This window comes from Halalkalibaculum sp. DA3122 (assembly GCF_043951865.1).
In the GTDB taxonomy this organism is placed as follows: domain Bacteria; phylum Bacteroidota; class Rhodothermia; order Balneolales; family Balneolaceae; genus JAMQKA01.
In genome coordinates this window covers 92,097-119,069 of sequence record NZ_JBINJF010000004.1, presented here as the reverse complement: position 1 = coordinate 119,069, position 26,973 = coordinate 92,097, and the positions used below count along the sequence as shown (strand labels likewise).

The window sequence follows — 26,973 nt, the reverse complement described above, 5'->3', positions numbered from 1 at the left end:
GATGCTGACTGTTTCTGCGGCATTTGCGCAAGGGACCGGATCTTTTGAGGTATCAGGTACGGTAACGGAAAGCGAGACGGGCGCTCCGATTCCCGGGGTCAACGTGCTGCTTATCGGTACAACTACCGGAACAACCACAGATGCGTCGGGTGCATACCAGATCAGCGTTAACAGCGAGACCGACACCCTCCGGTATTCTTTTGTAGGGTTCCAGGACCAGGTAGTGCCCATAAATGGTCGCAGTACCATTGATATCGCTCTGGAAACAGAAACGTTTGCCGGTGAGGAACTGGTCGTCGTCGGGTATACCACCCAGGAGCGGCAAAATATTTCCGGTTCTGTCTCAAGTGTTGATGTTGAGGGACTCACCGAGGGCACCACGGGCCAGGTTACGAAGCAGCTGCAGGGACGGGCTTCCGGGGTTTCGGTCGTTTCATCTGGTCAACCGGGTGAGGAACCGGATGTCAGAATACGGGGAATCAATACGTTTGGAAATAACTCTCCCCTGTATATCGTCGATGGTGTTCCCACACAGAGTATCAACTCGTTAAATCCCAGCGACATAGAATCGATGCAGGTTCTGAAAGATGCCTCCGCCGCCTCAATCTACGGCGCCAGAGCGGCCAACGGGGTTATTGTTATTACCACAAAAAGAGGGCAGGGAGATGTAACGGTAGAATACAACGGGTATGCCGGGTACAGTATCCCCAAAAGCGGGAATGTATGGAACATTTTGAGTCCCCAGGAGATGGCGGAGTTGAAATGGACGGCTATTCGGAACTCGGGTGGAAACCCCGCCCCGGATCCCCAGTATGGAGACGGGCCGGAACCGGTACTGCCGGACTACATTCGACCCGCCGGAGAAATGATCGGCGATGTTGACGAAGAAAATTACTTTGTGAAACCGGAATATAAAGATCCTGCCGAGCTCAACACGTTTAACCAAATTGTACGGGCCAACAAGCAGGGAACCGACTGGTACGATGAGATATTTTCTCCAGCAATGACAATGAACCACGACCTGTCGGTCAGTGGCGGCGGCGAAATTGGCAACTATATTCTCACCCTGAACCATTTCAATCAGCAGGGTACGCTGGACCGGACGTTTAACGAGAGAACTACCGTCAGGGTCAACAGCAATTTCAATATCAGTGATAATGTTACAATCGGGGAAAATCTTTCGTACTCTCATTCCGAGAGTCCCCAGGTAAATGCTCTTAGTGAGGGCAGCGCGATAGGGATGTCTTACCGCCAGCAGCCAATTGTTCCGGTGTATGATATTGCCGGCAACTTCGCGGGATCAGCCGGACAACAGCTCGGGCAGGCCGTAAATCCGGTGGCGCAGCAGTACCGAACCCGAAATAACCAGGCGCTCAACAACCAGTTGTTTGGAAACCTCTACGCCGAGATAGATTTTGCGGACAACAAACTGCAGTTTCGTTCCAACTTCGGTGGCGAAATTGGCTCCTGGACGAGCAAGTCTTTTACCTATCCCACCTATGAAAACGCAGAAAACAACTCGGTAAATGCGTTTGACCAGGATGGATCCAAATCCTACAGCTTTACCTGGAGTAATACGCTGACCTACAAAGATGAGTTTAATGATGTTCACTCATTAGAGTTGATTGCGGGTACGGAAGCCTACCACAACCAGGGAACCAATTTCGGGGGATCGTCTCAGGGATATTTCTCCTTCGATCCGAACTATACAAATCTTTCTACCGGATCGGGTAACCGGACCAACTACAGCAACGAGTACCGCGACGGGCTGTTGTCCTTTTTCGGGCGCGTTGATTACAACTACGACAGCAAGTACATCATAAGTGCAACGCTGAGACGTGACGGCTCCTCGCGATTTGAGAATTACCAGTGGGGCATGTTCCCGGCCGGTAGTGTGGGCTGGCGTGTTTCCCAGGAACCGTTCATGCAGGACATATCCTGGCTTTCGGAGCTGCGTGTACGCGCCGGTTACGGGGTTATGGGGAATCAGCTGAATGTAGATCCGAACAACCCGTACAACCTGTATGTGGGTGACAATTCATCCTCATTCTATCCCATCAACGGCAGCAACAACAGCGTACAGCAGGGATTTGAGCAGAGCCGTATCGGAAACCCGGATGCCAAGTGGGAAAAGAACATAAGCGGCAACCTGGGTATTGAGACCATTCTTTTCGGCGACAGACTCGAAATTGTAGCCGAGTATTACTGGAAAGACGTCAAGGACCTGTTGTTTAATCCACGGTTGGTGGGTACCGCCGGCACCGCCACACCCCCGTATGTGAATGTGGCCAATATGAAAAACAGGGGGGTCGATGCCATGGTGACTACGCTCGGAGATATCGGCAACGATTTCAGCTATAATGCGAGCCTGACCTTTACCTCGTATCAAAACGAGATCGTGAAGATCTCCGAAATCAGCGAGTATTTTAGCCAGGACAGCCGCCGATTTGGCTCGGATATCATCCGCAATGAGGTAGGTCAGCCGATCTCCTCTTTCTACGGGTATCAAATTGTGGGCTTTTTCAACAGCCAGAGCGAGCTGGACGAGGCCAACAACAGTGCTCCCAACGGCAACTACCAGACCGATGCGGATGTGGGAACTTTCCGGTATGCCGATATCAACGGCGATAATCAGATTACTGCCGACGACCGCACCTTCCTGGGTGACCCAAACCCGGATTTCACCTACGGGCTTGACCTCGGGCTCAACTACAAACGTTTTGACCTGAGCGCCTTCTTCTACGGCTCGCAGGGCAACGACATCTGGAACCAGGTAAAGTGGTGGACCGATTTTTATTCCAACTTTGCCGGTGCCAAAAGTCATGCGGCTCTGTATGATTCCTGGACGCCGGAAAATCAGGATGCCTCTCTTCCCATGCAGACCACCGGGGGCGGCGAAAGTACATCTACCGTACCGAACTCCTATTTTGTGGAAGACGGGTCATATCTGCGGATGAAGGAGCTGGTTGTCGGCTATACCCTGCCGGAAAGCCTGATCCAGCGAATATCAGCCTCCCGCCTGCGAATCTACCTGCAAGCTTCCAATTTATTTACCATTACCGGCTACAGTGGTATCGATCCTGAAATTGGAGGGGGCAATACGAATTTCGGTATTGACGAGGGAGCCTATGCAAGCACGCGCCAGTTCTTGCTCGGCATTAATCTTTCGTTCTGATAAATGAAATTATTTAACAACAAAAAGGATTGTTTTATGAACTTTTCAAGCAAAACACCAAAAATATTGGGTCTGGTTATTCTGGTCGGACTTATATATGCATGTGATTCCATTATTGAAGTTCCTGCAAAAGGGGCGTTAAGTGAAGATGTACTGGCCAACCAGGATGGGGTTGAAACACTCCTGGTCGGAGCCTATGGAGCCCTCGACGGGCAACAATTGAACTCCGAACGCAGGGAGGCCACCGACGTCAGCAACTGGGTGTACGGGAGTCTTGCCGGTGGTGACGCCCACAAGGGGGAATCGCTGGGTAACACCAACGGGTATGTCCAGATCGGAAACGGTAACTCCTCGGCCAGCATCAGCTTTTTCGACGGCAAGTGGACCGCGCTCTATGAAGGTATCAAGCGTACCAACTCGGTCCTGGAAGTGCTTCCCGAAGTGGAAGATATGAGCGAGGCCGCCAAGCAGCGGATTGCCGGTGAAGCCCGGTTCCTGAGAGGGCATTATTACTTTGAACTGAAGAAGATGTTCAATATGGTACCGTGGGTCGATGAAACTACGGAAAATCCAAACCAGCCCAACGACCAAGATATCTGGCCGAATATTGAAGCCGATTTTCAGTTCGCGTTTGACAACCTGCCGGAAGTGCAAAATGACGCAGCCCGCGTTAATAAATGGGCGGCGGCATCGTACCTGGCAAAAACCTATGTCTACCAGGAAAAATGGAACGAGGCTCAGCCGCTGTTCGATGATATCATCGCCAATGGCATGACCTCGCAGGGCGTGGCATACGACCTGATTGACGAGTTTCGCCAAAACTACAATCCGGCCCGGGAGGATGGAAACCCGGAAGCCGTTTTTGCCGTGGAAATGGTCGCCAACGACGGTACCGGCCATACCAACAATGCCAACCTGGGGATGTCTTCCGCGTTCCCGTATGGCGATACCAGCCCGTTTCCCTGCTGTGGTTACTACCAGCCAACTCAGGATCTGGTAAACTCCTATCGCACCGATGGCAACGGGCACCCGATCATCGACGTGAATGATCCCGATCCCTATAATGACCAGATGGTTACGAATGACATGGGCGTTTCCCCGGAAGATCAGTTCGACCCATATGACGGTCCCCTGGATCCCCGCCTCGACTGGACGGTCGGTCGCCGAGGAGTGCCCTATTTGGACTGGGGCCCGTACCCGGGTATCGCCTGGGCGCGCGAACCGGAAAATTTCGGTCCCTATGGACCTAAAAAGCACGTCTACTGGGCCGAGCAGCAGGCGGAGTACGCGGATCTTAACTCCTGGGCTCCGGGTTCTGCAATCAACACCTACGTGATCCGCTTTGCCGATGTGCTGCTGCTGGCGGCGGAAACCGAAGTTGAGGTTGGTTCCCTGGAGCAGGCCCGGGAGTATGTAAACCGGGTGCGCGAACGTGCCGCCAACGAAGATGGATGGGTAAACCTGGATCACAACCGGGCACAGGCGATCGCCGAAGTGGCCGACGAGAACGAGATGCTGAGTCTCGAAGATGTGGGACAGTTTGACTGGGTGATCCGGGAAGACACCGAAACCACGTTTGTATACCTCGGCGGCGGTTCTGGTGATGCAGCCAACTGGCAGGAGTATGAAATTCCCAATTATGAAATTGAGGAATACACGGCTGCCCAGTTTGCGAACCAGGATTTTGCCCGCGAAGCTGTTCACTTTGAGCGAAAGCTTGAACTGGCCATGGAAGGTCACCGGTTTTTTGACCTCGTGCGCTGGGGCAAAGCCGAAGAGCAGCTGAACGAATTCTTCGATTACGAGGGACCCACTCTGGGAATTCCCACCCGTAACGGCCAGTTCACCGCCGGGAAAAATGAGTACTATCCTATTCCACAAAATCAGATCGATCTGAGTACCGTGGATGGAGAACCGGTATTGCAGCAGAATCCCGGCTATAATTGAGGCATCGGTCAGGATATAGTTTATTTAACTGTTTAAAACAGGGAGAGGCAGCCTCAACAGGTTGCCTCTTTTTTTGGATTTTGACAAACGCTCTTTTACCCTGTTTTGAATCTTCGACCCATAAAACTGTTTGAATAAATATCCATACACTGCTGATGTTATTATCACTACGTTTGTAATCCAACAAGCTGTAGTTTTCAGATGGAGAATGATGAATTCACAATGCAAATGCCGAAAGATAACGCTCTGTTCTCAACAAATAACTTATACACTAATTAACGAATAACTGCCAGTGCGTACAACTGTTCTCTTGTCGATAAGCCTTTTGCTGTGCTGTTTTGTTGCAGGATGTTCCTCTCTGCAGGAGCAGAAGGCCTCCCTGTTTGATTTATTGGGGTCCGATCATACAAATATCGATTTTCAGAACAGGATTACCAATACAAGAGAATTAAATATTCAGAATTACGGGTATTTCTATGACGGCGCGGGCGTGGCGGCGGGGGATATCAATAATGACAGGTTGCCCGATCTTTACTTCGTCGGGAATGAGCAGGCCAACAAGCTGTACCTGAACAAGGGCAATTTTGTATTTGAAGACATAACGGAAACAGCCGGAGTAGGCGGTGATACCACGGGGTGGTCTACCGGCGTCACTATGGCTGATGTCAATGGAGATGGTTACCTGGATATCTATGTTTCCCGGGTCAATTATGGAGGAAAAACGGGGGCAAACCAGTTATTTATCAATAATGGAGACCGCACGTTTACCGAAAAAGCAGGTGCATACGGGCTCGACTTTAAAGGGTACTCCACACAAGCGGCTTTTTTTGATTATGACAAGGATGGAGATCTGGACCTGTACCTGTTGAATCACTCCTTCCACAGCGAAAACACCCGGGGCCGGGCTCAGATGTTGCGAGAGAAAACCGATTCACTGGCCGGAGATCGCCTGTACAGGAATGAGGGAAAAACATTTGTTGATGTCACCGAAAGGTCGGGTATATACAGCAGCTCGCTCGGGTATGGGCTTGGCATCGCAGTCGCCGATATTAACAGGGACGGGTGGCCGGATATCTATATCGGCAATGACTACCACGAAGATGACTATCTCTACATCAACAATCGGGATGGCACGTTCACGGAAGCGCTGGACACCTCCCTCAAGCATACGACCCGGTCATCGATGGGAAATGACATCGGAGATATCAACAATGACGGCCTGGTTGAGATTGTGTCCCTGGACATGCTGCCTGAAAACCAGACCGTTTTGAGGCACTCCGGCATATTGAACACCTTCGGGCGCATGCGCACCGATGCGAGGTTTGGGTACAAGCCGCAGTATTCCCATAATACGCTCCAGCTGAACAGGGGTATAAACGGGGAGGGAATGCCTGTTTTCAGTGATATCGGGTTCGCTTCCGGGATAGCGGCTACCGATTGGAGCTGGGCCGCCTTGGTAATGGATATGGACAATGACGGCTTCAATGATATCTATGTGACCAACGGTATGGTTGGCCGCCCCACTGACCTGGATTATAACCAGCTGCTGCAGGAAGAAAGTCAACAGATTACACTGAGTGAGGATATCGACCAGGAAAATCTCGAACTGATCGGGGAGATGCCCCCGATAAAAATCCCGAATTACGCCTTCGAAAATAAGGGCGACCTGACGTTCGAAAACAGAGCCGAGGACTGGGGATTCCATCAGCCGAGCTTTTCCAGCGGGGCGGCCTATGCGGATCTCAACAATGACGGGAGCCTGGATCTCGTGGTTAACAACGTCAATATGCCGGCTTTTGTGTATCGCAACAAGACGGGCCAAGCGGGGGAGACTGCCTACCTCAGGATAAAGCTGCATGGGAAGGGGCAGAATACGTCGGGAATCGGGGCCAAGGTGGTCCTTTACAGGGATGAGCAGGTGCTGTACCGGGAACAGATGCCAACCCGTGGATTCCAGTCCTCCGTGGAGCACGTGCTGCATGTTGGTCTTGGAGACAGCACTGCGGTCGATTCGCTAACGGTCATCTGGCCGGACGACTCCTTTCAAACACGGTACGATGTCCGTCCCAACCAGTTGCTGGAGCTTGACCAGGCCGAGGCTTCCGGTTCTTTTATTTACCAGCGCCTCCAGGATCGATCTGATGCTTCTTATCTACGGCAGGTAACGGATCAGGTGGCACTTGACTACGAACACAGGGAAAATCGATATGCAGATTTTCAGCGGGAACCCAACCTGCCATACATGATCTCCAGGGAGGGACCGGCCGCCGCACGGGGCGATGTAAATGGGGACGGCCGGGACGACCTGTTTCTCGGGGGCGCACACGGGCAGCCGGGACAGCTATTTTTGCAGCAAGAGAACCGTACGTTTACGGCTTCACCAGACAACCAGAAACTATTCGCTCTGGACAGAGAAAAAGAGGATGTCTCCGCAACCTTTTTTGACGCCAACGGGGATGGACTGCTGGACCTGTATGTAGTCAGCGGCGGCAATGAATACCATAACAGCGAGGAGATTTTGAAAGACCGTCTCTACATCAACACGGGGGGAGGGGCGTTCGTTAAGTCGAGAGAAAGTATTCCACCAATGGTGACTAACGGTTCGGTGGTGGTCGCAGGGGATTTTAACAACGACGGTGCGGCAGATCTCTTCGTGGGCGGCAGAAAGTCGAGAAGCTATGGAATGGCTACCCGGAACTACCTGCTCCAAAATGACGGTAAGGGCCGATTCTCGGATGTTACCGAAACTGTGGCACCGGAATTGCGGGAGGTCGGCATGGTAACGGATGCCGGGTGGGCCGACATGAACGGCTCGGGGTACCCCGACCTGGTGGTGGTGGGTGAATGGATGCCGGTACATATTTTTGAAAATGACGGAGAGCGTCTCAGCATGCAGGGCCAAGATACGGAACTGGCAAGAACCCGCGGGCTGTGGTCAAAACTGCTGATTGATGATTTTAACAGCGACGGAAGGCCCGATATTGTCACAGGGAATTTTGGAACCAATTCCCGGCTGCAGGCGTCGTTCGATTCCCCGCTTCGTCTGTATCTGCAGGATCTGGAAGGAAGCGGGCAGCTCTCATCGATTATAGCCTACGAAGAAGGCGGCCAATACTATCCCTTTGCCCCGGTCAACGAGCTGTTGCAGCGGTATCCCTCGCTGACCGGCAAGGTGTCAAGTTATTCCGCATTTGCGGAACTGCCCATACGGAAAGTGATTGGAGAGCCCACCGCTTCTGCCGCTCAAATAAAGGAGATTACCACCCTCTCATCCCTCTATATCGAAAACGAGGGAGATGGGAACTACGGTATTGAAAAACTGCCGTTTCATGCCCAGATTGCCCCCGTAAAGGCGATGCTTTCTGGTGATTTTAACCGAGACGGGAACACGGACCTGTTGCTGGGAGGTAACTTGTACGGGGTGAAACCGAGTATCGGGGGACGCCAGGACGCCAGCTATGGGCTGATGCTTGAAGGAGATGGAAACGGGAATTTTGAACCTCTTCCCATGAAATCCAGCGGATTTTACATTGAGGAAGGGGAGGTGCGGGGACTACTTCCGGTTGCTGTTGCAGAAAAAGATACAATGATTATGGTGATAAAAAATGATCAGGGCGCACAATTTTTTGAAGAGGCCAGAATCGAGTGATTTGGACTCACAGAGTGGCGTAGCAATATTTTTTGCTTTGTGCAGCCTCGAAAAGCGAAAATGTTGGGGCGCTGAAATATTGCGGATCAATTTTTTGTACGGGTCGTTATATTTCGTTATTCAAAATTCACATGACTGAATACTATCGGGATGCGGTGGTTGGGTAAAATTCGTATAAAATGTTCATAAAAAAGGGATGATATGAGTAGAAGAGACTTTCTGAAAAAATCGGCACTGGCATTTGGTTCATTGATGCCCTGGTACACCCAAAAAATGCCGACAGACGAGAGGGATTGCAGCAGGAACAAGCAGATCAAGATAAGTTTAAATGCCTACTCTTTTAACAGCTACCTGCAGGAGGGAGAGATGGACCTGGAGGAGCTGTTGCTTTACTGCGCGGAGTTAAACTTTGACGCCCTCGATCCCACGGGATACTACTTCCCCGATTATCCGGAAATCCCTAGCGACGAGTATATCTATAAGATTAAACGCAAGGCGTTCATTCACGGTATGGAGATCAGCGGGACCGGCATACGGAATGATTTTACCGATCCTGATCCGGCGAACAGGCGGGCTGATCTCGATCTGATCAAAGAGTGGGTGCAGGTGGCCGCCAAGCTGGGGGCACCGGTCATCCGGGTATTTGCGGGCCGGGGCATCCCGGAAGGGTACAGCCGCAGCGAAATGAACGGGTGGGTTGCGGAAGCCCTGAAAGAGTGCGTGGGGTACGGGCGGGAGTATGGGGTCATGATCGGGGTTCAGAATCACAACGACTACCTCAAAACAGCGGACCACGTGCTGGAGATTATTGAATTGGTCAATTCCGACTGGCTGGGAATTATCCTGGATGTGGGCAGTTTTTCCACCGCTAATCCCTACAAAGATATTGCCCGCGTGGCGCCGCATGCGATCTCCTGGCAGATCAAGGAAAACCTGGGATACCGGGACAAAACCGTCCGAACCGACCTCCATAAAATCGCCGATATCCTGGAAGAGGTGGAATACAGGGGATATATCCCGATTGAGACGCTGGGGGGAGACCCGATGAAAAAAGTGCCTCCGTTCCTGGATGAGGTACGAGAGGCAGTATATGGAAGATGACAGAAGGTCCGGATCACAGGAAACAGGCTGATTCTATGAAAAGCTTTATTTATTCGATATTTTCCCGAAAAATTTAACTAAACCCAATAATATTTATGGGAACAGATAAAAAGACGTATGGTATTGGAATTGTTGGCTGTGGCAATATTTCCGGAACGCATGCCGAAGCGATCCAGCGAACGCAGAAAGGAACCCTGGTTGCTGCCCACAGCAGAACGAAGGAAAATGTGGAACAGTTTGGCCGGGAATATGATATCCCCTGGTTCACCTCCTATGAGGAGTTTCTCAATCACCCGGGGCTCGATATCGTAGTAATTTGCACCCCCTCCGGCACGCATCTTGACTACGGCGTATCAGCGGCCGAGGCCGGCAAGCATGTGATTGTGGAAAAGCCGATCGAAATAACCGTGGCGCGCGGGAAATCCCTGATCAACGCCTGTGACGATAACGGGGTCAAGCTGGCCGTCATTTATCAAAGTCGGTTCACCGGGGATATCATCCGGATGAAAGAGATTATCGACCGGCAGGATATTGGTGATATTGTCATGGCGAGCGCTTCTGTCAAATGGTTCCGTTCCCAGGAATACTACAGTGAATCCTCCTGGCGGGGCACATTAGACCTGGACGGGGGCGGGGCGGTTATCAACCAGTCGATCCACACCATAGACCTGCTGCAGTGGTTTGCCGGGGGCGTCAAATCGCTCTCCGCTTTTAAGGGAACATTTACGCATGAGGGGATCGAAGCCGAGGACAACGCGGTTGCCTGCCTGTCGTTCAATAATGGGGCTATCGGCGTGTTTGAAGCCTCCACTTCAATCACGCCGCCCCAGGAGCGGAAAGTGGAAATCAACGGTACAAAGGGCACCCTGCTGCTGGAGGGAGACACCCTTCATAAAAAGCTGGAGGGCGATTCCGGCGATGAGAAACAAGATAAATCCGGCGAATCCGCCGGTGCCGCCAGTCCGCTTGCGGGAATGACTTACCAAAACCACAAGAACCAGTATGATTCGATCCTGAAGGCTTTTCTCAACGGTACCGAGCCCACGGTTTCGGGTACCGACAGCCTGCAGTCACTGGCAATTGTCGAAGGACTGTACAAGGCTTCGGATAAGCAAGAAGTCGTACATATCGATGATATACTGGCCAGTGAAGCTGTTACACAGAAATAACGCATTTTTTATTTTCAAAACGGTTCAGAAGGAACAGCAGTGACTATTCCCGGATTTTTTGATCTGCAGGTAAACGGTTACAAGGGGATCGATTTCTCCAGCCCGGAGCTGACCAAAGAGGAATTCATTTTTGCCTGCCGGGCATTACTCAAACAGGGAACGGCGGGTTTTTTGCCAACCATTATAACCTCCCGGGTTTCCACCTTTAAACGTAATCTGCGCCTGATGGCCAGCGCGATGCAGGATGAGGACCTGGATCGGGCGCTGCCGGGCATTCATGTTGAAGGGCCTTTTATTTCTATGGAGGAGGGAGCGCGGGGCGCCCACAACGCCAGCTGGGTACAACCGCCGGATATTGGCCTGCTTGAAGACCTTTACCGGTGGTCAGACGGCTTCATCCAACTCCTGACGATGGCGGCTGATACAGAAGGGGCTGCTGCCCTGTGCCGGCATGCCACGGAAAAGCTGGGTCTTACCGTTTCGCTGGGTCATCACCTGGCAACCGAAGAGGATCTTGAACAGATGGCTGCCGCCGGAGCCCGGTCGCTGACGCACCTGGGAAATGGAATTCCCCGGCTACTGCCCCGACACCGCAATCCTCTCTGGGCGGGCATTGCCAACGATGATCTGACGGCTATGATTATTGCTGACGGGCACCACCTGCCGAGATCTTTAATTAAAACGATTATCCGGACCAAGGGCGTGTCGAAAACGATCGCAGTAAGTGACGCCTCTCCCATTGCCGGACTGCCGCCCGGCAGGTACAACACGCTCGGCAACGATGTTATCCTGGAGGAGTCAGGTCGTTTGTACAACCCCGAAACAGGGTACTTGGTGGGATCCTCCTCCTCACTTCTCGATTGCATGAACTACCTGTTGTCCCTGGATCTGTTAACCCTTGAAGAGCTGTACGATATCGGGTTCAATAATCCTCTTCAACTTATTGACATCGACCCCGCTTCATTTCGCGGCGCCGACACCCACATTGAATACGATGAGGACAAAAATGAGTTTTTTTTAGTTGATGAGCAGTAACGGGCTCGTAATCTTTAATCCTGTTTATCCGCGTTGACTGTTCCGCCATCCAGCAGATCTATGATCAGCAACATACTTCTCAGGATGTGGAAGGGGTCTTTAACCGGTAGAGCGGCGACTTTATCCACCGGATCTCCTTTCCGATCCCGGATCTGGATCCATTCCCCGATTTCCGTATCGGGATTTGGAAATGTACTAAAAACGTAGCGAGCCATCTTTGTGTAGCGCTGATACATCCGGGGATCGCCGGTTATTTCGTATGCCAGCAGTGTGGCATAGAGCGCTTCGGCATGCGGCCACCACAGTTTCATATCCCAGGAATCAACAACCAGCTGCTCGTATGGGGTCCCTGTTCGCTCTCCCGCCGGTTTTCCTCCTTCCGCATCTGTAAACCTCAGCAGTCCCCCGTACTTGGGATCCCAGCCCACGTCAAGAGCATGATCAATAGCCGTTATCGCCTTCACCAGATAGTTCCTGTTTCCCGTCTTTTGTGCTGTATGGATGACAAACCACATCGACTCGATCGTGTGACCGGGATTGATGTGCCGGAAAAGGAGTCTGTGTTTTGCTGGATCTTTATTTCCGGGAAGCATTTCAATAACCCGGTGGTCGGCTTGGTAAAAGTCCTCCATAATTGTGTGCATATACGAGGTACTTTGCTGAAACAGCCGGCGCTTGTGCTGGTGATTCAGCTTTTCAGCTCCCTCCGCCAATTCCTGGCTGAGGTTCAGCATGATCATCGGAATGGCGTGGGCCCTGTACCCCTCGGGTATGGGGTAGGGTTCGGTACGAATCGTTCCCATTTTTATTCTCGCCCTGATCTGGTCATAAAGATCCAGCGCTTGTTGGAACCGCTTGTTATCTTTTGTCAGGGTTGCGAATTTTGCCAGGCCCAGAGCCACGAAACAGTCCGCATATATGCTGGTATCATATCCTTCTCCCGGAACTGGTTCTTTTTTGGTACCATCCTCTGCCAGTAAAAAAGCGCAATTCCCGTTCTCCAAAAAAATATATTTTTCCAAAAAGGATGCACTCTTGTGGAGATGTGACAGGTAGCGTTCCCGCTTTCCATCCAGCTTGCCTTCGTCAATCATGCGGGCTACAACCGACCACAACCAAAGGAAGCGGCCCTGAGACCAGCTGTATTTGTCATTGCTGACCCGCTCATCCCCTGTATTGTTGAAACAGGTATAAATGCCCCCGCGTATCTCATCAACCGCCCGATCCCAAAACGGCAGCAACACCTCCTCTACATGATTCCGATAGAAGTCTGGTAACGCTTTATCCACGGGTTCAGATCGTTTCTTCGATCAATTCTTGTTTGTCAAGTTCCAGTTTGTCGAGCAGTTCGTCCACCTCGGGTGAAACGTCGTTATTCCTGTTCAGCCAGCCCAGCAACGCGTAGAGGAGGAAGGATACAAATAGCGGAGAGGCGATTTCAACTACCTGCGGCGAGTCAACCAGATACTTCGACACCACAAAGGCTCCGAGTCCGCCGATGATCGATATGATAGCCGTTTTGGAATCACAATTTCGAAATGCGGGCAACAAGCCCAGTATCATGGGCACCGAAATCGGGCCCACGATGGCGGCAAACCAGCTGATGATTAATCCCAGCACTCCGCCAAATGAATCGGCATTGATGGCCACTACCAGCGTGAGGGCCGTAAAGCCAAACGTCGATAAGCGGGCCAGCAGAAGCGACTTTTTTTGTTTCATATTTTTAAACTTGTCGGAGAGATTAGGCAAGATATCCCGGGTGATCACTGAAGAGATGGTATTGGAATCCGACGAGGTCATCGACATGGTGTTGGCAAACATGGAAGCCAGTACCAGTCCCACCATGCCCGGGGGTAGCAATTCCTGGGTAATCAGGGCATAGGATTGGGTCGGATCCTCCAAATTCGGAAGGATGATCGGGGCAGCCCACATCGGGAAGAACAGGATCAGCGGCCACACCAGGTACAGGGCTCCCGACAACAGGGCCGCTTTCCGGGCGTCTGAACCAGATGGGGAAGAGATATAGCGGGTAGCGAGATTCCACGTACCGCCGTTGTAGCTGAGCAGGTTGATAAAGAGAAAGGCAAAGGCAAAACCGGGCGTGTATGGATCATTAAATAGCTGCCCGTTGGCCTCCGGCAGCTGATCCCAAATGGTGAAAATGGAGCTCACCCCGCCCAGCATATCCATCACAATGAAAAACATTACAAAACCGGCCACAATCTGGACTACGAACTGGGCCAGATCGGTCCACACATCGGCCCACAATCCTCCAACTGTTATATAGATCAGTGAGATCCCTCCCGCCAGTAAAATTCCCACAACCAGGGAGGTGCCGGTGAACACGTTCAAGAGAACAGCAATGGCCGCCCACTTGGCCCCGACATCAAACAGCTTCAACAAGACGCCTGACCATGCCATGAGTTGCTGCGTGGGCAGATTGTACCTCGTTTTCAAATACTCGGTGGGAGATTCGATATTCAGTTTTGCCCGCAACCGAGACCAGCGCGGCGCTATAAAAACAGATCCCACAAAAATACCGACGGCGATGGTAAAAGCCCACCAAACATAAATTGTAAACCCGTGCGTGTAGGCCAGCCCCGCATACGCCACGAATACGGCCCCGCTGTAGCCCGAAATATGATGCGATATCCCTGAAAGCCACCACGGCAATTTTCCCCCTGCCACAAAAAAGTCGCCCGAGTTATCCACCTCCCGGAAAGACCAAAATCCGATTACTACCATAACCAGGAAGAATAGCGCTATTACTATCCAATCAAGTTGCTGCATATTTAACGTACTTTATCCGAAAATGAGTGATTAATCGCTGCGGGTCATTGCTCACAATTGCAGATCACCAGCTGCCCCTATTCCAGCTTTTACCCGGAATATACATGCTAATGGGATAGACCGGATTAATAACCATCGTGATGCTCCTGCGAGTTGCAAAGGCATTTTCTCCTGTCGACGCCGACATGTGGGGAATTCCGGCACTTCATGCAGGTGAGACGGTCTCAGCATGCACGCCAGGCGTTATTTATTCAAGGCTCGAAATGACCTCTTTTATAAAGGCAAAACTTTTGGGTACTCTTTCAACGACTTCTGAACTCTCGTCTTCAATATAGTAGTACTCAATATTGGTATTCTTCGCGGCCTCCATTACTGCGGGAAAATCGATCTGCCCTGTACCCAGTCGCACGTCATACTCTTCGGGCGCACTTCCCGAAAAATCATTGTTAGCCCCTTTTTTGAGATCCTTGAGATGCATCAGCCTGAACCGGTTCGGATATTGCTTGAGGAGCTTAACGGGATCGGCCCCGGGGTGGGCGACCCACAGCAGGTCAATTTCAAAACTGACATACTCTGGATCGGTATGCTCAACCAGGTAATCGAAGAGTGTGCCGTTGTTGTAGGGCCGGAATTCATAACCGTGATTGTGATAGGCGAAGTAAAGTCCCGCTTCCCTTATTTTTTTGCCAGCCCGGTTAAAATCAGCGGCAGCTCTTTTGGTATCTTCAATGGAAAAAGGGGCCTCGTGCGGAATCCAGGCTACACGGATATATTTTGCCCCGAGGGTACGCGCATTTTCGATAACTTGCTCGGTATCGTTAACCAGGGCATCGTAGCCTACCCCGAACGAGGTGCAGATCAGTCCTCTTTCATCGAGCATCGCCTTTAATTCATCCGCGGTGGTCCCAAAAAGGCTGGAAAATTCGATGTTGGTCAGTCCCATCCCCTTGATGAGATCCAGTGTCCCCGGCACATCCTCTTCAAATTGATGGCGGAACGTGTATGAGACGACGCCGGGTTCCGTAAACTGTGGAGTTCCCTGTGCTTGGGCGGTCTCTAATGCCGGATTGTAGCATATTGCTGTTAGATATAGCCCTATCCCGATAATTATACTTCTAACCATAAATCACCATCTCCTTGTTATACATATTAACAAATTTTTATCGCCTTTAATTAACTAAAATATCTTTTAGATAAAAATTATTTATACTGCCAGTCATGATATTATCAGCACAAGCCGGGCCGAAACAAAAATGAGATTAACCAGCGGAATCAGGACCTTATCTTTAATATTACTGGCATTTGTGATGATTGTACTGTCTCTCTACCTGTTTGGCAGATCCTTTTCTGAGGTCCAACAATCCGCAGCCAATCCCGAAGTTTCGGAAGGCGGACAACTGGCTGTTACCCATTGTTCGAGCTGCCATACTTTTCCCGAACCTACCTTGCTACCCAAAAAACTGTGGAGCGAATCGGTATTGCCGGCCATGGCGCCGCATCTCGGGATATTCAGGCATAAATTCACAACCTATCCCACAGAAAATGACCCTTATCTTCCCGCAGATTATTACCCGGAAACGCCCCGGCTGACCACGAGTGAATGGCAGAAGGTTTTGAATTATTACGAGGAGGCAGCTCCCGAAACATTACAACGCCCCCACCGGGAAAACAAGATAGTCACCGATTCCTTCTCATTTACAGCCCTTTCGCCCGGTCCCGTCAGTGCCGAATTGCCCCTGGTAACAGCGGCCCGGTTCGATACGCTCAATCAGCGGCTGTACGCGGCGGACGCCAACATGAAGAAGCTGCTTGTTTTTGACCGAGATCTGACACTTATTGAAGAGCTAAATGCAGCCAGTCCCATTGCGGACATCCGGTCTGCGGAAAAAACGAGTGGGCATGGATCGGAACATTTGTTTGTAACCTATATGGGACATCTGTTGCCTTCGAATGCGCCCGCGGGTTCAGTGAAGGACCTCCGGTTTGATCGTGAAAATGGCGAATACCAGTCATCTTCAACCATCGCCGACAGCCTGGTTCGGCCGGTGGAGAGCAGGCTTGCCGACCTGAACCAAGACGGGAAGAGGGATCTGTTGATAAGCGAATTCGGCCATCGAACAGGGGCCCTTTTCTGGTTGAAAAAGAGGGGAAACGGGCGGTATTCCGGCGCAAAAAACATGCTGATTGAGACACCCGGTTGCATCGAAACGCAGCTTGTCGATTACAACCGTGATGGATTAACAGATATAGCCGCGCTCTGCACGCAGGCAGACCAGGCCATCTACCTTTTTATGAACCGCGATCACGGTAAATTCCGAAAAAAGAAGCTGCTCCAGTTTCCGATTACCTATGGATCGAGTTCGTTTCAAATGGTGGATTTTAACGACGACGGGAATCTGGATATTTTATATACCAGCGGGGATAATGCAGACTATTCGCCTGTTTTGAAGCCCTATCACGGGGTGTATATCTATATTAATGATGGCCACAATGGGTTCAGCCGGGAGTGGTTTTACCCGTTGCACGGGGCCTATGATGCCAAGACATCAGATTTCAACCATGACGGGAAATTGGATATTGCCGCCATCTCCTTTTATGCCGATTTCGAGAATCGGCCGGAAGAGGGATTTGTGATTTTCAAAAATGACGGGCTCCTTTCCTTCACCCCGATTCACCACCCGGCAGCCTCGGATGGACGGTGGATTTCATTGGATATTGCGGATTGGAACAGTGACGGGTATGCCGATATTCTGCTGGGCAACTTTTTTAAAGATCTGTTTAGTACCTGGAGTGAGAATCCGGAAAAGAACGGCGGTCATCTCCCCTTTCTGCTGCTGCAAAATAACCGCGGGTTACAGCACCGCAGATGAACAGGGGGAAAGAATAATGAATTTCGAATCAGTAAGTGGAAATGCCGAGCAGGCCGGACCCGTGTGCTCCGACAAGCGGGCTTTTCTCGCTAACGCTGCTAAACCAGCTCTTCTGGGCTCAAAGCCTGGAAAAGGCTTGGCCGGAATCCTAATTTGGCACAAGTTTAGGGGAACAGGAACAGCACATACGGGGCATTTGCGCCCGGCGTGGGACCTTAGGGCTATATGTGTTCCCGGCTACCCAAATCGCAGAGTTGGTACAAAAAAACAAGACAACCGTTGCAATTAAACAGCTGTTTTTGTCCCAACTACATCCTGAAGCAAAAGGCAGTGAAAGTTGAATTTCTTCAGTATTCTTCGTATTCACCTTCATATGTTTTTTGGGATATAAAATCGGTGCTTTCTTATCCCCGTTTTGCATGGGGGGCTTTGAAAATGAACAATTTTGCAAAACCTTCCATGAATTAAATTTATTTTTTAAACCAAACAGGGGATCTGGAAGAATATTGACAGGGATTTTACGGTGTTGGGTTTTACCCCATACAGGAACGATATCCCGCCCACAGGGAATAGCTTTTTTACTGCCAAGTATGGAATAACGGGAAAGGCGTGGCTGTAAATTTAAAGCAGTCCTTGTAATTTCTCATCGGTTGACCGTTTTGCCTCCGATTGAGCACTTGAGACTCCTTAAATCCATTTTACTGCTAACAAGGGATGGGTTTTCCAACGTCTCCTTAAACGACTTTCATTCAAACTGTATTTACTTTATGACTACAATAAATCCTGTTCGAACGACAAAAATTGATTCATTATCCGTAGAGGCCTATGATTCTAAGCAATCCATGGGTCAGGCTGCCGCACGATTTGTAGCTGATAACATCCAAAAGGTGCTTGGCAAAAAGGATCATGTCAATCTGATGCTGGCGACGGGTGCCTCCCAGTTTGCATTTTTAGATGCGTTTAAAAATATCGATACCATCGACTGGTTGAAAATCAGAACATTTCACCTGGACGAATATATCGGGCTAAACCCGGATCACAAGGCCAGTTTTCGCAAATATCTGCATGATCGTATTATTGATGACGTGCAGCCCAAAGAGGCATATTTCCTGGAGGGGGATGCGGATGATATCGACAAGGAGATCGAACGGTACGAAAACCTGCTGAAAAAATACCCGACTGATATAGCTTGCATCGGGATCGGGGAGAATGGGCATATCGCATTTAACGATCCGCCGATAGCCGATTTTGATGATCCCCAGCTGGTTAAGATCGTGGAACTGGACAACAAATCACGCCGCCAGCAGGTTGGCGAGGGCTGGTTCGATACCATCGAGGATGTCCCGAAAGAGGCCCTTTCCCTGACTGTACCGGCCATTATGGCAAGCGATGTCATCAGTTGCGTGGTCCCCGACAGCAGAAAGGCACAAGCAGTCCACGATACCCTCTACGGCCCGGTAACTACAGATTGCCCGGCCTCCATCCTGAGAACACACGAAACCGCCGTTCTCTTCTTGGATAAGAACTCAGCAGCGGGATTGAAAAATAAATGATGGTGACCAGCGAATAGCAAACAACAGGGTGGGAAAACCACGGTTTGGAAAAGAATAAAATAGATAAATCAAATGATGGATAATAACGACATGGACAACAAAATAGAACGAAGAGAATTCCTTAAGAAAATTTCAACAATCGGTGTAGGTGTGGGACTGGTCGGGGCCAATGCACCCGGAGTTTTTGCCGGGGGCTCTCCCAATGAAACTATTGTTGTAGGAGTTATGGGCACGAACAGCCGGGGCGCAGCCCTGGCCCGGGGATTTGCACAGCTGCCGGAGGCCGAGGTCGCCTATATTTGCGATGTGGATGATCAGGCTATTAAAAAGGGAATGGAAGCTGTTAGGGAAGGGGGACAAAAAAGGGAACCCCGGGGCGTCAAAGATTTTCGGCGCATCCTGGATGACAAGAACCTGGATGCGCTGGTCATTGCCGCCCCTGACCACTGGCACGCTCCTGCCGCCATCCTGGCGCTGAAAGCGGGCAAACATGTGTACGTCGAAAAGCCCTGCAGCCACAATCCCCGAGAAGGGGAACTGCTGGTGGAGGCAACACAAAAATATGGAAAAGTAGTACAGATGGGGAATCAGCGGCGCTCGTGGTCGAACGTGGTCCGGGGAATCCGGGAAGTAAAGGAGGGGGCCATCGGAGAGGCATATTTCGCGCGCGCCTGGTATGCCAATACCCGGGGATCAATCGGCCACGGCAAAAAGGCTCCGGTGCCATCGGGACTCGATTATGAGCTTTGGCAGGGACCCGCGCCCCGCAGGGAGTACAAAGACAACCTGATCCACTACAACTGGCACTGGTTCTGGCACTGGGGAACCGGCGAAATATTGAATAACGGGACCCACTTTATCGACCTGTGCCGGTGGGGACTGGAGGTCGACTACCCGGAACAGGTCAGTTCAAACGGGGGGCGGTACGCCTACCAGGATGACTGGGAAACCCCTGATACCCAGATCACCTCGTACGATTTCAGGGAGGGCAAAACGATCTCATGGGAGGGAAGGAGCTGTAATGGTCAACCGATCGAAGGACATTCGGTGGGGGCCTCCTTCCACGGTACCGAGGGCAGTTTGGTGATTCACGGCAACGGGTACTCCAGGTTTGACAAGAACGGCAATGAACTGGAAAAAGTCACGCTTGACAGCGAGGACGCCCTGGATACCTCGGGACCCGGTTTCGATCTTGATGCCGACCACCTCGCGAATTTTAGGGATGCCATCCGGAAAGGAACAACCCTGAATTCCCCGATCGAAGATGGCAATATAAGTGTCGTGCTGTGTCAACTCGGAAATATTGCACACCGGACCGGTCGCGTTCTCAATTGTGATGTGGAGACGGGCAGAATTCTGGGCGACAAGGAAGCGATGAAGCTCTGGGGCCGGGAGTATGAACCGGGATGGGAGCCAACCGTGTAAACGGGAAAGAATTCTTCTCCCGCAGGTTTTTATCGAATGTTTTCACATCGTTTAACCCGGATTATTCACCAAGAAATTTAAGCTATAGATGATTTTCGATATATCAAACAATATCAATGGCTTATGCATATATTTTTAATATGATTGTGAATAATTCGGGTTAAGCGGGACCCTTTTGTAACACTATCAAAACGTAAATAGGAAAATATCAAAAAAAAGAGCATATGGATAGTTCAGTAGATCGCCGGGATTTTATTAAGATGGCCGCTTCAGCGGGACTCGGGCTAAGTTTGCAGGGACCGGCTTCCCTGTGGCGGGATCGATCGTCCCGGGCAGAGATGAAAGTCGGAATTATTGGCCTTGATACTTCTCACAGCATTGCTTTCACCAAAGCCCTGAACGACCCGAATGTAGCTCCCGACCTGGCTGGGTTTCCCGTTGTGGCCGCCTACCCGAAAGGGAGTTTGCGAATTGAATCGAGCTACAGCAGAATTCCGAAGTATACCGAACAGGTAAAAGAGATGGGAGTTGAAATTGTCGATTCGATTGATGAGCTCCTCGACAAGGTCGATGCCGTCTTGCTGGAGACCAATGACGGGAACCGCCACCTGGAACAGGCGATTCCCGTTTTTATGTCGGGCAAGCCGGTTTTTATTGACAAGCCGATAGCGGGGTCACTGTCTGACGCCATAGCTATTTTTGAAGCTTCCGAGCGATATAATGTTCCCACCTTCTGTTCCTCTTCCCTCCGATATATGGAAAACGCCCAGGGGATAAGAAACGGGGAGCTGATAGGCAAGGTTACCGGTGCGGATACCTACAGTCCCGCTCTCCTGGAAAAGACGCATCCTGATCTTTTTTGGTACGGCATTCACGGGGTGGAAACACTTTTTACCGTTATGGGGACAGGATGCGAGAGCGTAGTCCGCAAGCACACCGCTGACACCGATGTGGTGGTCGGAACCTGGGAAGACGGTCGCATCGGTACATTCCGTGGACGCAGGTCGGGACAGCACAGCTATGGAGGAACGGCGTTTGGCGAGGAGGGAGAAGCCCAGGTGGGTCCCTACAGGGGATACCGGCCACTCCTGGTCAAAATCGTGGAGTTCTTTCGCACGGGCGTTCCCCCGGTCGGCAAAGAGGAGATCCTGGAAATTTATACTTTTATGGAGGCGGCCGATGAGAGCAAGCGCCGCGGTGGGGAAGAGGTGAGGCTGGATGAAGTGTTCCGGAATGCCGGCGGCTGACAGGGCTGAAGTTGCATGTGGTGGCGAACGACCTCTATTGTTCTCACGGAACTGTACTGGTCTGCCCGATCATCCAGCGAAGGCCGCACCATCTCTGCAAAGATTACACTAATAATCTCGGTATCTGCCTCGAACGGCAGGGGTTGCCGGGAAAATTTTTTTGAAAATGTGCAATCGATTGCATTTATTGCTTGTGGGCAACGGATGTAAAACGGGTTTACGGGATACACCTTGCCATCCAAATGGATCTGAAAACATCAAAATAGTAGTCGAAACTAATATATCGGTATGCGTATCTTAAAAATAATGCTTTCTTTTCTTATAGTAGTCTTTCTGGTATTTCCACAAACCCTGTTGGCCCAGGAGGAGTGGACTCCTCTTTTTGATGGGGAAACGCTGAATGGGTGGACGCAGAAGGGTGGTGATGCACCCTACACCGTGGAAGATGGTGCGATAGTGGGAGAAACAATTCCGAACAACGATAATTCCTTTTTGACCACCGACAAAACGTATGGAGACTTTATTCTGGAGTTTGAGGTATGGGTGAATCCCCATATTAACAGCGGAGTTCAAATCCGGAGCCTGAGCAAAGAATCGTACAGAGATGGCCGGGTGCACGGGTACCAGGTGGAGCTGGATCCTTCGGATCGCGCCTGGACCGGCGGAATTTACGATGAAGCGCGGCGTGGATGGCTGTATCCGATAACACAGAGTGAGAAATCGCAAAGTGCATTCCGCAACGGGCAGTGGAATAAAGTCAGGATTGAAGCGATCGGTTCAACCATTAATACCTGGGTGAACGGCGTGCAGTGTGCCCGCCTGGTGGATGATATGACCGCCGAGGGTTTTATCGCACTGCAGGTTCATTTTCCCTGGCAGGACCAAATGGTTGGCGGTAAGGTAAAATGGCGTGATATCAGGATCCTTACGGAAAATCTTGAAGCACACAGTACGACCCCGGATCCGCAGGTTCCGGAGATCAGTTACCTGAAAAATGAATTAACCGAGTTGGAGAAACGCCGCGGATGGCGCCTGCTGTGGGACGGAAAAACAAGTGACGGCTGGCGTGGAGCCAAACTCGATCATTTCCCGGAAAGCGGCTGGGAGATTGAGGATGGAGTACTCACGGTACAGGAGACCGACGGCGGCGAAGCCACGGGCCCCGGCGATATCATTACCCGCAACCAGTTCAGCGATTTTGAGCTGGAGCTCGAGTTCAAGATTACCGAGGGCGCCAACAGCGGCATCAAATATTTTGTCGATCCGGGGCTGAACCAGGGACCCGGATCAGCTATTGGAACAGAATTTCAAATTCTCGATGATGAGAACCACCCGGATGCTAACCAGGGCGTCGCCGGGAATCGACAGGTGGGTTCCCTGTACGACCTGATTGCCGCGGAGAACTTGTCCGCTCCCAGCAGAAGCAAGCCGTTTAATGGGGTGGGGCGCTGGAACAAAGCCCGAATTGTTTCCAAAGACGGTCATGTGGAACACTGGTTGAACAATCAAAAAGTGGTCGAATATGACCGGTTTTCCCAGATGTTTGCTGCACTGGTGGCCTACAGCAAATATGAGAAATGGGAAGGATTCGGTCGCTGGCCGCAGGGACATCTGCTGCTGCAGGATCACGGAAATGAAGTGAGCTTTCGAAGCATCAAAGTTCGAGAACTGTAAACCACAATACGTTAACACAAAACATACTGATTATGGGATCTAGAAAAGATTTTATCAAAAAAGCGACTTTTGGAGCCGGGGGATTGGCTCTCGGCATGTCAGCTAAAAGCTATGGCAGAGTTATTGGGGCCAATGATCGGATACGGGTGGCCTTTATGGGATGTGGCCGCAGGGTGGGAGCCTACTACGAGAGTTTGTCCGAGCCCTATAACACCGAACTGGCCTACATCTGCGATGTTAAAAAAAGCCAGCGAGACCGGGTGGCAAAAGACCTGGAGGGAGAACTCTCATATACTCCCAAACTGACCGACGACATCCGCGAAGTACATGAAGATCCCAATGTGGATGCCATCTTCAACGCCACTCCCGACCACTGGCACGCACCCGGGGCCGTAATGGCAATGAAGGCGGGCAAGCATGTGTATGTGGAAAAACCCTGCAGCCACAATCCCGCCGAGAGCGAGCTGTTGGTGGCTGCCCAGCAAAAATTTGACAAAGTTGTGCAGATGGGGAATCAACAGCGCTCGGCCGATCTTACGATCGAAATTATCAATGATATTCACAATGGTGCCATTGGCCGAGCCTACAAAGCGGTGGCCTTTTACAGCAACCAGCGCGGCAGAGTGACCAACCGCGTGCCGCAGGATCCCCCATCCGACCTGAACTGGGAGCTTTTCCAGGGGCCGGCCCCGCGCGAGGAATATCACCACAATACCTGGGACTATAACTGGCACTGGTACGGCTGGAAGTGGGGAACGGCCGAAACCGGAAACAACGCCACGCACGAGGTGGATGTCGCCCGCTGGGCACTCCAGGTAGACTATCCTGAATATGTCTACGTGGATGCCGCCAAGCAGCACTACCAGGACGACGGGTGGACCATGTACGATACCATGTACGCCACGTTTGAATTTCCGGATGAGAAGGTCATCAACTGGGATGGCAAAAGCCGCAATGGATTGAATACCTACGGCTCCGGACGGGGAACCATTATCTACGGAACCGAGGGATCGGTATTTGTTAACCGTTCCGGTTACCGGCTCTATGACCGCGGGGGCGAGTTGGTCAGAGAGCGCACATCCGACGGAAATGAGCAGGGAACAGCCCTGGGCGGCGGCGGAAGCATGTCGACCAAGCATATTGTTAACTTCCTGGATACGATCCGGGGAACGGCCTCCGAACAGAACTCCCCGATTGATGAGGGAGCAAAGAGCGTCCACTTGTGCCACCTGGCCAATATAGCCTATCGAGTAAACAAGTCGTTTGAGACCGATACCTCCACGGGCCGTATTTACGACCGGGACGCGATGGAACTCTGGAGCCGTGAATATGAACCCGGATGGGAACCAAAACTCTAAACCGGAACCTTCGTTATCGGAATGGTCATTGTCTTTTAACAGGGGCAATGGCCATTTTTGATATTATAGATATTTTCCCTGATCACAATCTTGTCAACTGATCGCTGTATGACGTATTTAAAATATGCGGGGCCAGTGTAGTTATCGGTTGATTCGTGTGTTAGTCACTTGGGGAGGGTCACAAGTTATTTTCTGCCTTATAACCGGATAATCCAGGCGTATTACCTGAAAAATTTACCGCGTATCGTATTCCTGAATGTAATGGTAATAACACTGGCAGGGTTTCCTTTTATAGAGGATAACCTGTATTTCTAACAAGAATTTGTTTGGCTACTCCTAATGTCCTGATGTACATGAATTACGTCAATTTCAAGACCAGGAATGTTATAAAAGAGTGGAAATTCCCTTGAAAACCGCCTTTATTTTGTGTGCGGAAGGACAGTACGAAGTATTACTCAAATTCTAAAAAATGTTGATTGTCTTATGCAACTTACAACATACTCATTCGGAACAGGAGATCGATTTGCGCGTCAGGGCACTGCACAGTTGAATTCCGTCATCAAAGCCAGGGAGCAGGGCGTTCATATTTCCCCCGTTTGGAACAAGTCGTACCGCGAGCATCAAATTATCGGTACGTCGCCCCGGGAGGTGCGGGAGGAGGCAGACCAGGCGGTGGAAAAAGCGGGGTGGGAGGAGCCATATTTTGTGGATGCCGACCATATCGGCATGGACAATGTCGACTATTTTCTGGAATATTCCGATTTTTTTACAATTGACGTGGCTGACTATATCGGCAAGGGGACTGAAGTTGAAGCGGTGGATTCTTTTCTGGAGCTCCACCAGGATCTGATCGGTACAGTTAAAATCCGCGGCATTGGGGAGCCGTTTACCATTACAGAAGCAAAAATGCGCCAGGTAGTCTCCGATTTTTGGGAGGCGATTGCCGAGGTGGAGAAAGTGTATCTCTACATCCTTGAAAACAAGGATCAAAAACCTGTTATCGAGGTCTCCATGGATGAAGTGGAAACACCCCAGACGCCGGTGGAGCTGCTTCTGATTCTCCGAATGCTGGCAGATCGCAATATTAAGCTGGATACCATCGCCCTGAAGTTCTCCGGACGATTTAACAAAGGGGTGGACTACGTGGGCAATGTGGATCAGTTCGCCCGTGAATTTGAGCAGGATCTTCTGGTGATTGATCATGCGGTCCGGGAGTTTGGCCTGCCTGAGCAGCTCAAGCTGAGCGTGCATTCCGGCAGCGACAAGTTTTCACTCTACAAGCCTATGCACGATCTTATCATGAAACATGAAAAGGGACTTCACCTGAAAACGGCCGGTACAACCTGGCTGGAGGAGCTGATCGGGCTTGCGCTGGCCGGGAATGAGGCGGCCGATATCGTAAAGCAGATCTATCGCCGGGCGCTGGATCGATTCGAGGAGCTGACCGCTCCCTACGAAACGGTGATCGACATCTCACGGTCCGAACTCCCCACCGCCGAGGAGGTAAGCAGCTGGAACGGCAATCATTTGGCAAATGCACTGCGCCACGACCCCTCACACCCGGATTTTAACTCCAGCTTCCGTCAGCTGCTCCACTGCGCCTACAAGATTGCGGGTGAAATGGGATCAGACTTTACTGATGCCCTGGAAGCTCATGAAGAAATCATTGGTGAAAATGTGACGTATAACCTCTTTAACCGGCACATTGCTCCCTTGTTTCTGGGCGAGCAATATTAACCCGGATTATTCACCAAGAAATTTGATTGTGCACGAGGCGAAGGAAACATGACCGCGGAGTATTACAGATGTACAGTGAGCAGGTTATTTTTCCTTCAACGAAGTGCACGGCCCAATTTCGCAGCTATTTGTGAGGATACCAAAATTTGAGCTACCGGGTGCTTCCGCTGGATATAATAATATCATTGGCTTAAGCCGTAATTTGTTCTACTTCGTGAATAATCCGGGTTAACGAAGGCGGAT

At 51.0% G+C, this 26,973-nt stretch carries 16 protein-coding genes; 13 read left to right on the top strand and 3 right to left on the bottom strand.

The features are described from left to right. Nucleotide 1: 1 nt before the first annotated feature. From ACG2F4_RS04170 to ACG2F4_RS04145, 6 genes are all read left to right on the top strand, one after another. Nucleotides 2–3,175: a SusC/RagA family TonB-linked outer membrane protein gene (locus ACG2F4_RS04170; RefSeq protein WP_395258787.1), complete on the top strand. Its 3,174-nt coding sequence runs from the start codon at nt 2–4 to the stop codon at nt 3,173–3,175. Between the two features lie 36 nt (nt 3,176–3,211). Next, nucleotides 3,212–5,122, top strand: a complete 1,911-nt coding sequence (locus ACG2F4_RS04165; protein WP_395258785.1) for a RagB/SusD family nutrient uptake outer membrane protein — start codon at nt 3,212–3,214, stop codon at nt 5,120–5,122. 292 nt (nt 5,123–5,414) lie between these two features. Beyond that, entirely contained in the window at nt 5,415–8,771 is a 3,357-nt protein-coding gene (locus tag ACG2F4_RS04160) for a VCBS repeat-containing protein (protein WP_395258783.1), read from the top strand. 201 nt (nt 8,772–8,972) lie between these two features. Beyond that, complete coding sequence (locus ACG2F4_RS04155) at nt 8,973–9,872, top strand: sugar phosphate isomerase/epimerase family protein (protein ID WP_395258781.1); 900 nt, start codon at nt 8,973–8,975, stop codon at nt 9,870–9,872. A 95-nt stretch (nt 9,873–9,967) separates the two neighbouring features. Further along, the gene (locus ACG2F4_RS04150) at nt 9,968–11,041 is read left to right on the top strand and encodes a Gfo/Idh/MocA family protein (RefSeq protein WP_395258778.1); all 1,074 of its coding nucleotides are present in this window, start codon (nt 9,968–9,970) and stop codon (nt 11,039–11,041) included. Nucleotides 11,042–11,080: 39 nt separating this feature from the next. Next, nucleotides 11,081–12,076 carry an N-acetylglucosamine-6-phosphate deacetylase gene (locus tag ACG2F4_RS04145; protein ID WP_395258776.1) on the top strand — a complete coding sequence of 332 codons (996 nt, stop codon included), beginning with the start codon at nt 11,081–11,083 and terminating at the stop codon, nt 12,074–12,076. A gap of 14 nt (nt 12,077–12,090) precedes the next feature. On the opposite strand, the gene ACG2F4_RS04140 is transcribed toward ACG2F4_RS04145, so the two are convergent. The 3 genes from ACG2F4_RS04140 to ACG2F4_RS04130 form a co-directional block, all read right to left on the bottom strand. After that, nucleotides 12,091–13,365: an AGE family epimerase/isomerase gene (locus ACG2F4_RS04140; protein WP_395258774.1), complete on the bottom strand. Its 1,275-nt coding sequence runs from the start codon at nt 13,363–13,365 to the stop codon at nt 12,091–12,093. A 4-nt stretch (nt 13,366–13,369) separates the two neighbouring features. Further along, nucleotides 13,370–14,866, bottom strand: coding sequence for a sodium:solute symporter family protein (locus tag ACG2F4_RS04135; protein WP_395258772.1), 1,497 nt, complete (start codon nt 14,864–14,866; stop codon nt 13,370–13,372). A gap of 247 nt (nt 14,867–15,113) precedes the next feature. Beyond that, nucleotides 15,114–15,989 carry a sugar phosphate isomerase/epimerase family protein gene (locus ACG2F4_RS04130; protein WP_395258769.1) on the bottom strand — a complete coding sequence of 292 codons (876 nt, stop codon included), beginning with the start codon at nt 15,987–15,989 and terminating at the stop codon, nt 15,114–15,116. 184 nt (nt 15,990–16,173) lie between these two features. Here ACG2F4_RS04130 and ACG2F4_RS04125 point away from each other — a divergent pair, with 184 nt between their 5' ends. The 7 genes from ACG2F4_RS04125 (at nt 16,174) to ACG2F4_RS04095 (ending at nt 26,730) form a co-directional block, all read left to right on the top strand. After that, on the top strand, nt 16,174–17,736 hold the full coding sequence (locus tag ACG2F4_RS04125; protein ID WP_395258767.1) for an FG-GAP repeat domain-containing protein: 1,563 nt from the start codon (nt 16,174–16,176) through the stop codon (nt 17,734–17,736). Between the two features lie 767 nt (nt 17,737–18,503). Continuing rightward, nucleotides 18,504–19,289 (top strand): glucosamine-6-phosphate deaminase, encoded by a 786-nt coding sequence (locus ACG2F4_RS04120; RefSeq protein WP_395258765.1) that lies wholly within the window; start codon nt 18,504–18,506, stop codon nt 19,287–19,289. A gap of 72 nt (nt 19,290–19,361) precedes the next feature. Continuing rightward, nucleotides 19,362–20,714 carry a Gfo/Idh/MocA family protein gene (locus ACG2F4_RS04115; RefSeq protein WP_395258762.1) on the top strand — a complete coding sequence of 451 codons (1,353 nt, stop codon included), beginning with the start codon at nt 19,362–19,364 and terminating at the stop codon, nt 20,712–20,714. A gap of 224 nt (nt 20,715–20,938) precedes the next feature. Continuing rightward, nucleotides 20,939–21,961 (top strand): Gfo/Idh/MocA family protein, encoded by a 1,023-nt coding sequence (locus ACG2F4_RS04110; RefSeq protein ID WP_395258760.1) that lies wholly within the window; start codon nt 20,939–20,941, stop codon nt 21,959–21,961. Nucleotides 21,962–22,249: 288 nt separating this feature from the next. Then, a complete protein-coding gene (locus ACG2F4_RS04105; RefSeq protein WP_395258757.1) occupies nt 22,250–23,635 on the top strand; it encodes a DUF1080 domain-containing protein in 1,386 nt (461 codons plus the stop codon). A 32-nt stretch (nt 23,636–23,667) separates the two neighbouring features. Continuing rightward, nucleotides 23,668–24,993, top strand: a complete 1,326-nt coding sequence (locus ACG2F4_RS04100) for a Gfo/Idh/MocA family protein (RefSeq protein ID WP_395258755.1) — start codon at nt 23,668–23,670, stop codon at nt 24,991–24,993. A gap of 483 nt (nt 24,994–25,476) precedes the next feature. Beyond that, on the top strand, nt 25,477–26,730 hold the full coding sequence (locus ACG2F4_RS04095) for a tagaturonate epimerase family protein (protein WP_395258753.1): 1,254 nt from the start codon (nt 25,477–25,479) through the stop codon (nt 26,728–26,730). Nucleotides 26,731–26,973: the final 243 nt, after the last annotated feature.